The organism is Streptomyces sp. HmicA12, assembly GCF_000373565.1.
Classification (GTDB): Bacteria; Actinomycetota; Actinomycetes; order Streptomycetales; family Streptomycetaceae; genus Streptomyces.
Genome location: NZ_KB891802.1, coordinates 257,828 through 269,658 on the forward strand (window position 1 = coordinate 257,828; position 11,831 = coordinate 269,658).

7 protein-coding genes are annotated in these 11,831 nt (G+C 68.0%); all 7 read right to left on the minus strand.

Annotated elements, in window-relative coordinates; all coding sequences use genetic code 11:
* Window positions 1-71: 71 nt before the first annotated feature.
* Window positions 72-1,583 (minus strand): hypothetical protein, encoded by a 1,512-nt coding sequence (locus B072_RS0112030; protein ID WP_018530196.1) that lies wholly within the window; start codon window positions 1,581-1,583, stop codon window positions 72-74.
* Complete coding sequence (locus B072_RS0112035; RefSeq protein WP_018530197.1) at window positions 1,580-2,965, minus strand: KGGVGR-motif variant AAA ATPase; 1,386 nt, start codon at window positions 2,963-2,965, stop codon at window positions 1,580-1,582. Before B072_RS0112035 ends, B072_RS0112030 begins: the two co-directional genes overlap by 4 nt.
* A complete protein-coding gene (locus B072_RS0112040; RefSeq protein ID WP_158689184.1) occupies window positions 2,962-3,474 on the minus strand; it encodes a hypothetical protein in 513 nt (170 codons plus the stop codon). Before B072_RS0112040 ends, B072_RS0112035 begins: the two co-directional genes overlap by 4 nt.
* A gap of 79 nt (window positions 3,475-3,553) precedes the next feature.
* Window positions 3,554-7,981 carry a BREX system serine/threonine kinase PglW gene (pglW, locus tag B072_RS0112045; RefSeq protein WP_234018840.1) on the minus strand — a complete coding sequence of 1,476 codons (4,428 nt, stop codon included), beginning with the start codon at window positions 7,979-7,981 and terminating at the stop codon, window positions 3,554-3,556.
* A gap of 198 nt (window positions 7,982-8,179) precedes the next feature.
* Window positions 8,180-10,060 carry a DUF2075 domain-containing protein gene (locus B072_RS0112050; RefSeq protein WP_026245737.1) on the minus strand — a complete coding sequence of 627 codons (1,881 nt, stop codon included), beginning with the start codon at window positions 10,058-10,060 and terminating at the stop codon, window positions 8,180-8,182.
* A gap of 110 nt (window positions 10,061-10,170) precedes the next feature.
* Window positions 10,171-11,544 (minus strand): DUF2075 domain-containing protein, encoded by a 1,374-nt coding sequence (locus B072_RS43030; RefSeq protein ID WP_018530201.1) that lies wholly within the window; start codon window positions 11,542-11,544, stop codon window positions 10,171-10,173.
* A gap of 29 nt (window positions 11,545-11,573) precedes the next feature.
* On the minus strand, window positions 11,574-11,831 hold a 258-nt coding region (locus B072_RS46430; protein WP_234018841.1), incomplete at its 5' end, for an integrase core domain-containing protein.

The window sequence follows — 11,831 nt, forward strand, 5'->3', positions numbered from 1 at the left end:
ACGTGCTCCCGCGCCGGCCCGTCCATCCTGCCAGCCCGCCCGCCCGAACGAGCAGGCCCCGCACCCAGGACCTATCGGCCCGCGAGCGGAATACCGCCGAGGCGGCCCAGGCCGAAGGCGAGACGGTAGATGTCGGGCAGGTCGAGAAGCGAGTAGTCGTCGCTGTGGTTCTGGTCGCGCCGGCGCAGTACACCGAGGTCGATCAGCTCCTGGACCAGGCGTGGCAGGTCATCGGGGTGACGGGGGCCGGTGCGGACCAGCTCGGGGCGGTCGGCCTGGGTGTAGCGGGCGGCGTCCTCGCGCAGCCGCAGCGGCAGGTCGCTCCCCTTCCAGATGTCGATGACCTTTCGCTGAGTAATCGGCACCTGACAGCCTGCGAGACGCCTTATCGCCAGATCCACCCACGGGGTGTCCTCGCTGATCTGGTCGACGCGGACGGTGGACGCCTCACGCACCCCCGAGCGGATCGCGTCGTGGTGCAGGGCGTAGGGGTGCGAGGAGTGGGCGGCGGCGGTTGTCTCGGCGGCGGCGTGGATCGCCTTCAAGAAGCTGCGCGGGCTGATCAGGCCCTTGCTGTCCATCAGGTGATTGGGCAGCCAGGTGTAGGGGCGGCCCTGGCGGACGTTCGTCCCCATGTACGGGCCCGCGATGCGGGCGAACAGCGGCTCCTGGGCTTCCTTCTCGTTGCGCAAGGCGTGCGGGGGCGCGTACCGCACGGGTTCGGAGGGGGCCGGCGCGGTCCAGCCGCCGGTGAAGCGGCGGAAGCGTGCTGCCGCGTCGGCGTCGCCCTGCTCGGCACCGTCGGCCTCATTGCCCAGATGGTGGAAGAGCAGCCCGTACAGGTCGGTGTGGTTCCACTCCAGGCGGGCCGCGTTCCCCGACAGCTTCGACGCGTCGGGGAAGAGCTGCTTGGCCGCCTCGAACATGTCAGGCCTTAGGAACACCTTCAGCCGGATGTTGCGGGTGCCGAAACGCATCCGCATCGCCACCCGCAGCAGCTCGGCGATCAGCCGGTTGCGCGTGTCCCAGTCGGTGTGCAGGTGCTCCAGGCCGTCGAAGACCAGAAGCTCCACCACGTCCTCGGCCGCGGCTTGCGCGTCCGCCTGTGCGAGCGTGGCCTCCGCAGGGCCGGTGTTGGCACGCAGCCACGCGATGCGCTCGGCCCAGTCGGCCCGCACCCGCAGCTCGGGCTGTCCGAGGGCCGTGAGCAGGATCGCGTACCAGATCTCCTCCGGGCGAGTGTCTCCGTCGAGGAGGGACGGCAGTGTCAGCGGGCCTGGATAGTGCGGGGACATGTCCATGCCGTAGCCAGAGGTGACATGCAAGCGGCGCAGCCGGGAGATGCGGTACTCGACGGCCGCTGCCTCGCGCAGCTCGGCATCGAGCAGCGAGCGTGCCCAGAACGTCTTGCCGACTCCCCGGTCGCCCTGCACGACCGTACTGTCCACGTACAGGGCGGTGCGGTGTGCGTCCGGCATATACAGCGTGTGCGGGGTGGGGGGCTGGGTGTCCGCGTCCACGGTGCCCTCCAGCGCCCGCGACAGCAGAGCGCGGTACTCGCCGGGGGACAGCAGCTCGGTCATGGACTGACTTCCTCGGACTCGGCGGGGGCCCCGGTGGCCGGGTCGGCCATGATCAGCGGGATGGCCGTGCCCAGGAAGTCACGGTACGCGGCCTGCACGAAGGCACGCTCCTGCCAGTCGGGAGAGTCGGGCACGTTCATCCCGACCAGGCCCGGCTCGAAGAGAATCGGGATGGGGGAGTGCGGTGCGGCATCGTCCTCCAGGACCCAGGCCTCGTTCGCCGCACCAGAGATCTCGCCCGGCGCGAGTGATTCGTAGAGGACGCTGAAGGTCTTGAAAGCCTCCGCCCGGAATGACTTGAGATGGACGTCCTGCGAGTAGTGCGCCGAGTCCGGCACCATCGACGCGACCATGCGCAGCTTCTGGCGGATGGCAGCCGCCTGCCCCGAGGCCGCCCACGCCTCGAACAGGTCGCCGTAACCCGCCCACGTCTGGGCATTGTCCGCGCCGAACAGCAGGGCGTAGTCACACAGATGCGAGATGGTCACGGCGGCCACGTCGTGGATGCCTGCCCTGCTGTCGAGCAGTACCACGTCTGGACGGCGCCCGCTGTCGCTGCGCTCCACCGCCTCTTCACAGGCGCGGACGGTCGCGGCAAGCCGGTCGGCGAAACGGGCCCCTTCCGCGTCCGCGTACACGCGGTTCAGCTTGTCCACGTACCCATTGGGAACACCCTCGGTGCCCGCACCGCGCGCCGGGGCGATCCACAACTCCCCCTGCCTACTGGGGGAGTAGCCGGAACGTGCCACGATCTCAAGGCCCTCGGCGTTACCGAGCGCCGACTCCACCAGGTGATCCACGACGCCGTGTTGGCACAGCGTGCCCGACCCGAGCAGGAGTGGTCCCACACCGGGCGACTCCAGGTCGAGGTCGACGACGAGCACGATCTTCCCCTCGTCGGCGAGGGCCCGCGCCAGAACGGAGGCAGCCGTCGTACGACCCACACCGCCCTTGAAGCCGTACAGAGCGGTGCGCCGGGTGCCGTTTCCATCGTCGGAGGACGGAGCGGAGACTCTGGACCAGTCCTCCCCGACCACGGTGTTGTCGAGGAAGCGCACCGAGCCCATTGTGGCGGTGGCCGCCTCGACATCCATGGCGTGCGGCGCAGCCGTAAGCGTCCTGGGCAGACGCGTGACCGAGGTCAGCACGAGGGGACGCTCGCCGCGGTAGCGGCCGAGGCGAGCGTCGGTCAAGTCCATCCAGTTGTCCGCTTGTTCGCTGCTCGCCGCTTCTCGAGCGGCATCGTCCACCAGGAGGGAGAAGCGGCCCAGGACGTCCCGAACCAACAGAACATCGAAGCCTTCCGCCGCCACTTCGCGGGCGAGTGTGAAGGCGGCCGGGCGCGCCTCGTCGAAGCGGACCGGTACGTCGTGGTAGGTCATGGGAGCTTTCCGGTGAACTGGGCGTGCAGATGCAGGTCGTGGGCGAGCGCCGCTGACTCCTTGCGGCGGATCATCAGGGGCGGATCCAGGTGCGTGCCGTCGGTGTAACGGTCGGAGACCGTCCACTTCTCGAAGTCCGCCGAGAGCCGTTCCACAGCTTGGGTGAGAGCAGAAGCGGAGCGTCCCCGTGCGATGACGGTGAGGGCAGGGTGGACCTGGTGCCAATGGCCGAGGGGTTTTCGCGTGCCTGCGGCAGGATCGTCCCACCAGGGCCTGGTGTCCTCCGTGGTCGGGTTCTTCATCATGGACACCCCGTAGCCTGCCCCGAACCGCAGCAGCAACCCCTTCATCAGGCACTCCACAGCAAGCCCGAAGAGATGGTCAGCGGTCAACAGCCGCCCGTCGTTATGCAGATAGGAGGCATCGACGAAATGCCGATCTCCCGCACAGGCGTAGTCGGTGGTGGGCTCTGGTGGCGCCTTGCCCGTGGATTCGTCGTCGTCCGGCACGACGCCGATCATAAGGCGCTGGACTGGTCCGAACCGGTGAATTCCTCGGCATGGCAGCGTGGCTGACGTGACATCACCTTCAGCTCGCCGTCGGCAACTCCCCCAGCTCTTTCATGAACAGCCCCTCCAGCACCTCCCACTCGCGCTCCCGGTCCACCACGTCCACCGTTCGCCCGTCCAGGGCCGGAGTGGCCTGCGGGTCGTCCATCGGTACGAGGAGCCACAGCCCGTGTGGCGTGGCAGTGGCGCTGCGGGCCGCTTCCTGCAGGCCGACGAGTAGCTCACGGCCACCGGCCTCCCAGTAGCGGGCCACGAGGGAGGCCCGGTGAGCGAGAAGCACCGTACGAGGGCCGGTTTGCTCGGCGAACTCCGTGCAGCGGGCGGCGACACGTTCGGCCGCGAGTCGCGTGTAGGACGCCAGGGCTGCCCCGATCCGGCCGGTCGCGGTGAACTTGGTGTCTGCCTTCAACAGGGCCCGCCACTGCACCTGTTGCTCATTCGCCAGTTCCCGCAGGGCGGTCAGGAACAGCTCGTCCACATCGACGGGGTGTACGTCGAAGAGGGTGGCCAGACCCTGTGCCGTGCCCGGCAGGTAAGCGCCTTTGACCGTCAGAGCCAGGAAACCGCCTCTGCGCACCGAATCCTGGAGTCGCGCCTCTATCAGGCGGCGTGGGTCACGCCCCTCCGCGATCTGTCCCTGCGCGGCGTCATACAGGGCTCCGGTACTCGTCAGGACGGAGCCGCTGAACGCCATCAGGCTGTGCGAGGAGTCCCGGACAGGCGGGAAGAAGCGCTGCTTGCCCCGGTTGTACTGCAGAGGGAAGTCCGCCTTGGGCAGTGCCTCCTCCAGCTCCACGTACGTGACGTCGGCGAGTGCGGCAAGACCGGGGAACCGGGCACGTACGCGCGCCAGCAGGTCATCGGCCTTGATCCCGACGGTCGAGCGCACCCCGGCGGCGGCCTGTGAGATCCGCAGCGCTCTTTCGAGGCCGAGATCGAGCGGAAACAGTTCGAGGCGCGGTGTGACGCCGACGCCGCCCGCCATCGCGGCGGCCAGCGTCAGCAGGCGTGTGTCCGCCACCAGGGCCATCCCCTCCGGCGCCGGCACGGTGCGCAGCTCCCGCAGGACCGTGGCCCCACCGGGCAGGGGGTCGCGGGCCGCCACCTCTTCGGCCTTGAGGCCCAGCAGCGTCGCGTACTCGGCGAGCTCCGCCGGCGTGGGGTCATCACTTCCCACGTCCACCAGAGCCAGCAGGACCGCACCACCACGGCGCAGGACCGAGAACCGGGCGGAGCCCTCCCCGGTGTCCTCCTCCGCTGCGGCAGGAGCGTTGTCGCGGCGGGACTCGATCTCGGCTGCCGCACGCACCACGGCCAGGGCCCGTGTGTGGAGAGCGGCCCGGTCCGGCGCAGCGGCCGCGTCGTCGTGCGGGGTGTGCCGTGCTTGCAGCTCGGTGGCCAACTCCTGCGCCGTCATCACCCGGCCCTGCTCGGACAGGACCGCGACCATCTCGTCCCGGATCGCCTCCAGCCACGGGAACTGCGACCACTGTTCGAGCGCGGCGCCCAGGTGCCGTGAGACGGTCGGCTGGCTGACCTTCATGGCCGTGGCGATGGCGGACTGTGACGGCCACGGCGGCAGTGCGACGCCGTCGGCGCCCAGCAGACCGAGCAGTGCGAGGACAGTTTCGTGCGGCACGCGCGTGCGGCCCTCGCCATGGGGCGCCACCAACCGAGCAGCGAGAGTCTCCACCGACTCCAGCGTTTGCACGGGGGCGTCGGCCGCCACCTGCGCCGGCTGCTTCCGTGCCGCGCGCTTGCGCAGGTCCTGGGTCCACTGACGGTGACGCCGGTTCAGCTCCTTGCGGATCACGTTGCCCGCACCCCGGGCACGGGAGATCGTGTGCGGGGGGACGTCCAGGAGCTGTCCCACCGTTTCGGCGCCGAGCCCGGCCGCCACAGACACGGCTCGCGGCGACAGACCCGCGGCGTTCAGAGGAGTCGTCAGATCAGCGGCGGCCGCGGCCTGCTCACGGGCGTCCTCCACGTCAGCCGCCTGCGCGTCCACTGTCGCGGGCGTCGTGGGCGGGCGCTTCGAATCCGCTCTGCGAAAGACCTGACGCCAGGCCTCCTGCATCTGGCCGAGGCTGTCGTAGCGCTGCTCGACATCACGGTGCAACGCACGCTCGAAGAATGCGGCAAGCCCGTCGGCCAGTGCCGTCTCGAACAGCTCTCGGGCCACGTAGAGCTGCGCGTCCGGCACGGTCAGCGGATCACTCTGGCCGTCCCCCCACACCGGCCGCTCGCCCGATGCCATCTCGTGCAGGGTCACCGCAGCCGCGTACCACTCGGCGTGATCGTCGAAGCGGGAGCGGCGGCTGCCGCCCAGGAAGGGGTCCAGATAGCCACGGGTGCCCGCGTGCAGATCCTGGTCGGATGCGTCGGCCAGCGAGAAGTCGAACAGCATCAGCTGCCAGCCGCCCTTGCGGCGCCTGAACAGACCCAGGTTGTCGGGCTTGATGTCGCGGTGGCGCACGCCCCGCGCGGCCAGGGTGTCCAGTGCCTCGAAAAGGTCGTTGCCGAACCGCTCCAGCTGGGCGTACCCGAGCCGGCCCTCACTGCGCAGCCGGGACCCCAGACTGACCGGGTCGCGGTCGTCCGCAGGCCGGAACCCGCCCGCGTACTCGATCTCAAGGACCGTACGCCTGCCCAGTTCGCGAGGGGGCGCAAGGAGCTTCACGATGCGGCTGCCGCCCACCTCGCGCAGCGCCTTTGCCTCTACGTAAAGCCGCGCGTCCTTCTCCCGGTCGAGTGCCACCTTGAACACACGTAGCGACGCCGGGTCCGGCACCCCCTCCTCCACCCGGCGTACCAGCAGCGCGCGGGCGGTGGCGCCGGTGCCGAGCACCCGTACGACCTCCCACTCGGCGTCGACGTGCCTGCCTGCCTTCGCGGTCAGGGGGTCCTCGACCTCGACGACGCCACGCCCGGTGGCAACGTCATCGGCCTCCGCTGCGTCCAGCAGCCGCAGGAACTCCTCGGCGGACGACAACCTGTTCTGTACGTCAGAGGCGGTGGCCCGGAAGACGAGATCGTCCAGCGCGGCGGACACGCTATCGGAGACGGCGTACGGATGCAGCCCGCCCTCGGACGCGAGCCGGTCCACCAGAGCGCCCCGGGCCTCCGCCGGTGCCTTGCCGGTGAGCAGCAGATAGGACAGCGCGCCGATCCCGAAGACGTCGAGATCCACAGGATCGGCGAATTCCCGGGCGGTTTCCGGGGCGAGATACACCTGCGCGATGTCGGCTACAAGGCCGGAATCCAGGGGAGTGGGGCCGAGCGTGAGATGCGAGGTGGTGTCGAAATCCCTGGCGGCGGTCTGCCAGTCGGCAATTCTCAGCACTGGCTCGGTGCCGTCCTCGGCCGCGGAGACGTACACCGACCGCGCCGACAGAGCCCGGTGGTACAGGGCCCGGCTGTGGGCGTACCGGAGAGCTTCGGCGAGTTGGCGGACCAGGTCCATACGGGCGGCGGGCGTGAGCTGTTCCCCGTACGCGTTCAGGTACGAGTCGAGCCGCAGGTCCGACTCCCGGTGCCGGAACAGGATGGCCGGGCCACCCTGGTGCTCGCGGATCTGGACCGCCTGCACGATGCCGCGATGGTTGATGCCCTGCAACACCTGGTACTCGCGTCTGGCCGCCCGGTCCACCCGGCTGCGTTGCTCTGCCGACGCGGCCTGGCCCGTCAGATAGATGCGGACCCGGCCGTTCTCCTTGACCAGCCCGTCGTCGCGTACCGCGAGCCGGTCCTCCCAGCCGGGGCCGGCGTCCAGCGCGCGTGGAGCGAGCCGCCAGTCGTCCCCGAAGCGCAGATGGGCGGTGGAGTGGCTGACGCCGATGCGCTTCATCAGCATTTCCAGGCGCTGGCTCTCCTGAGCGGTGACACGCCAGCTCTCCCGCTCGGGCGGCAGGCCGAGCAAGCCGTCCCAGATACCTGGCAGACCACTAGTGCCGCCGTTGCGCCCGTAGACCGATGTGCGCTGGAACTCGTCCAGCTCGCTCACCAGGCCGGGGTCGTGCAAGAAGACCGCGGGTTTGACGAAGGGAATCTTCGCCTCGGGGATTCCCGCCGCCCGCGCAGCGCGCTCCAGCTGAGCCTTCAGCTCCTTAGCCTTCAGGTCGGTCAGATGCAGCGGGTTGCGCAGGGTACGCACTCGGTCGTCGTGGAACTGCCAGGTATCACCGCGATTGACCACCCGGCCTGGGTGCCCTTTGAGCTCCAGCAGGTAGACGCCGCCAGGCACAGCGATCAGGAGGTCGCACTCGTTGATCCGGCCTGTGACGCCGGTGAACTGAAACGTCGCCCACGCCCGGTAGGGCTCGGCGGCAGGCATCAGCTGCCGCACATGGTCGAGGCCTTCCTGCTCCCACCGGAAACCGGACCGGCGCGGCTGGAACCAGCGCTCGCGAGCCGCTGGAGGGCCGGGCTTGGGAGCGGTTGGCGTCACCTGAGGACCTCCAGGGTGGGGCATGCCATGACGTGGCAAGCCTAGCGAGGTCGCTCGCGGCGGCGGAGCGCATGTCGTTGCTGACGGCCAGGTGTATGGAATGCCGCGTGACGAAGCGATTACTCGTGCCGCGCACCGTAGACCTCAGCGTGCCACGCATACGGTCACGCTCCGTCGAGAGGTGACCGTCTCAGCGCATCACACGGACGTGAAGGTCGAGGACTCGGTAGCCAGAGCACGAAGCTTCTCGCGGGTTTCGGGATCGGTTGAGTACACCACCGTGCCGATCATCCCTCGCGTCAGCAGGACCTTGTACGTATTGCGAATCAGCCGGTCGACATCCGTGTCCGGGGTGGACTTCTTGAAGACCGGATCCTTGGACGCTGAACGGTCGATGATCCAGCGGTCGCCGCGCCACACCAGGTCAGGGCCGATGATGACGCCGCTCCAGTCGTACTCGAAGCCTTGGGCTGTGTACACACAGCCCACTTGTCCGAAGCCGGCGGGATCGGTCGCCCACAACGCGGCCGGAGGCGCGCCGGCGACCGATCGGTCGCCGAAAACGTTCCAGGGCCGCTCCCACCCTTCGACGACGACGTCTGAGGGGAGCGCCTGCCCGGGCGGCACCTTCTTCGTCCACTTCCAGCAATAGCCCGCGGACATGCGCGCGCTGTACCCCTGGGATCGGCGGTCGTCGAGGAACGCTTCCATTTCCTGGGGGCTGTCCGCGACCGTGAGTTGCATCTTGTCGTCGGGTTCCCACACCACCGGGCCGCCTGGTTCAAGGCCCAATAGTCGTACCACCCAGCGAAGGTACGCATCGCTCCCACCGCAGCGGAACTGACTGTCCAGCGGTACCACCCGACAATGGAGGCCCTTCTTCGCTGCGGCTTCCTTGATTTCCACGACCGTGCCCATTTCGCCGGGACGTACGACCTGATGCTCGTCGAGCAGGAAGACCGGGACGCGAGCTGCGTCGATGAGCTCCTCGATCTGGGCCTTGCCGGTGCGGTTCGACGCCGGCGTATAGCGATTGGCAGAAGTCTCCCGCATGCGGTGGGCTTCGTCGCAGATCAGGACGTCGAGACTGTTGCGGTCCGCGGTCATGAAGCTGTTGAAGTACTTGAAGAGGTCCTTCACCTCACGCTTCCTGGCGCCCGCCACTTTCCTCATGGTTGTCGTGAACGAGCTGGAACCCGTCGCGTGTAGGGCGGTGGTGCCCTGCCGGTACAGCTCGCCGAGGAGTGACAGGGCGATGACGCTCTTTCCAGTGCCGGGTCCTCCGGTGACGATCACGATCTCCTTGTGATCGGATTGCTTGGCCCGGCGTACGGCGTTCAGGACCGTGCGGTACGCAATCTGCTGCTCGTCCAGCAACACGAACTGCTCACGTTCTCGGACCTCTTGGGCAGCCACTGCCATGAGCTGCTTGGACGGGCCGATCTTCCCGTTGACCAGTTCGTCCGCGGCCGCGGCGCCGGATTCCGGACCCAGCTTCGTGCGCAGATAGTCGATGAATTCGCCGCGTCGCGCCCCGATGAAGAGCTGACCGTACTGATTCTGCTCGGCCTCGAAGAGCCCGTTGACGCCGAACTCGGTGGCGTTGTGCAGATATGCGGCGCCGTTGACGCGTTCTGGATGTTCAGCGAGTGCTCCGTTGAAGGAGACGAGGTACTCGCAATAGCCGCGGACCTGGTCGACTGGATTGAGTACCGCCCGTGCGTAGGAATCGATGCGGCACAACGACGGATCGTCGTCGTCGGGTTCCGCGCTGCTCCACTGTTTCAACTCCACGACGACGTAACTCGGGAGCCCGGTATCGGGGTGCATGCCGGCCAGGACCGCGTCGGCTCGCTTGCTGTTCAACGGCAGTCCGTATTCCAGAAGGACCTCCACCTGCCCGAGCCCGGCGTCGTTGAGTGCGCTCGCGAGCACGGGAATGCTTCGCTCCCACGAGCGCACCTCGGACGGACCGGGCTTATGGCCGTGGACGTGCACGAACTGCTCCGTCAGGCGGAAGAACAGAGCACCGGAATGGCACTCGGCAGCGACCGCTGCGGCTGAGTCGCGGAACAGCAAGACAGGCCCCCAGGCAGCACGAAGAAACTCGTGCGGGTGGGGGCATGTCCTTCGTGACTCCGCCAGGCGGAGCGGAAGCCCGGCGGGCCGCAGCTACGTAGGGATCAAGGTTACCCGTGCCGTCTGCGGTAGGCCGGTGGCAGCTGTGATCCTTCGGCAGTGAGCTTCGGTTGGGCGCCGTCGTAGTGCTGCATGCCGATAGCGCCTGGGATGAGCCTGCGCAGTTCGTTGTGGGTCGCGGGGTCGACCGCGTAGACAAGGGTGCCGGCGACGCCTCGGGTCAGGAGCACGTGGTAGGCGTTGAGTATGCACCGGGTGACGATCGCATCGTCGATCGGACCGCGGAAGGCGGGATCGCACGAAGCGCTCCGCTCCACCTTGAACTTCCCGTCACGGAACAGAAGATCGGGCCCGATGATGACGCCGTTCCAGTCGTACTCGAAGGTCTGTGCCGTGTAGACACAGCCGACCTGGTCGACACCACGACGATCGGTCGACCACAGGTCCGACCGTGGTGCGTCAGGGACGCTGTGCTCCGGCTTCACGTTCCAAGGTCGGCGCCAGTCCCCGATGTGTACGTCGTCGACCAGTTGTTCGCCGTCCGGGTTGCTCCACGGCCAGCAGAAGCCTGCGGTGATACGGGCCGTGGCTCTTTTGGCGTGGCGTTCCCGAATGAACTGCTCCATCTGCTCGGGCGAGTCGGCCACCGCCAGAGTCATCTTCCCGTCCGGTCGCCAGGCGACCGGATCGGAAGCGTCAAGGCCCAACAGCTGCTGGACCCAGCGCTGGTACCGCTTGCTGCCGCCGGCTCGGAACGTGCCCTCCAGGTCTGTCACTTCGACAGCGCAGCCCATGTCCTCCGCCAGCTCCTTGAGATAGGTGGCCGTGCCCACCTCGTCCGGGCGAATCGACTGATGGTCGTCGAGCAGGAAGATGGGCACCTTGGCGGCTTTGATCACCTCGGTCGCCTGGGGCCTGTCGTCGTCCCGCAGCTCTTTCGGAGTCCAGCGGTATGTCGAGGTGCGCCGCATGCGGTGGGCCTCGTCGCAGATGAGGACATCGATACTGTCCGGTGGGGTCTCGCTGAAGCTGTTGAAGTAGCGGTACAACTTGACGGCTGCGCGACGCTTGTCCGCTGTCTGCCCTCTGCGAGCCGTACTGAGCATGATCTCGCGAAGAGTCTCCGTGTAGGCGTGAGAGCCACTTGCCAGAACGGCCTCGCGGCCTTTGAGCCCGAGGGCACGCTGCAATTCGAGGGCCACTGCGCTCTTCCCGCTGCCAGGGCCGCCCCGCAGGATGTAGACACGCTTGGCGCCGGGGTAGGGGGCGGGGCTGTGGGCCGCTGCGGCTTCATAGAACAATCCGACGTCGAAGCCGGTGAAGTGTGCGGTCTTCTCCAGGTGCCGCGTGATCCGGTCGACGGCGACGTACTGCTCGTCGAGGAGCGTAAGTCCTCCACCGACAACAGAGCGCTGACGGGCCACGGGCCTTGACCCTGAATCCTGAACACGGGTTATGCGGCTGGTGCCAGCGTAGTTGATGTGAGGTGGAAGGCGTTCTCGAAGGCGATCGGTGATCGTTGTCCGAGGCGGGAGTGTCGGCGCCGGGTGTTGTAGCGGTGGAGCCATCTGAACGCATCGAGTCGAGCCTCGCGCTCGCTTGGCCAGCTCTTTCGGCCTTGCAGGGCCTCGCGTTTGAAGGTCGCATTGAAGGACTCGGCGAGTGCGTTGTCCGCGCTGGACCCGACCGCGCTCATGCTCTGCCGGACCCC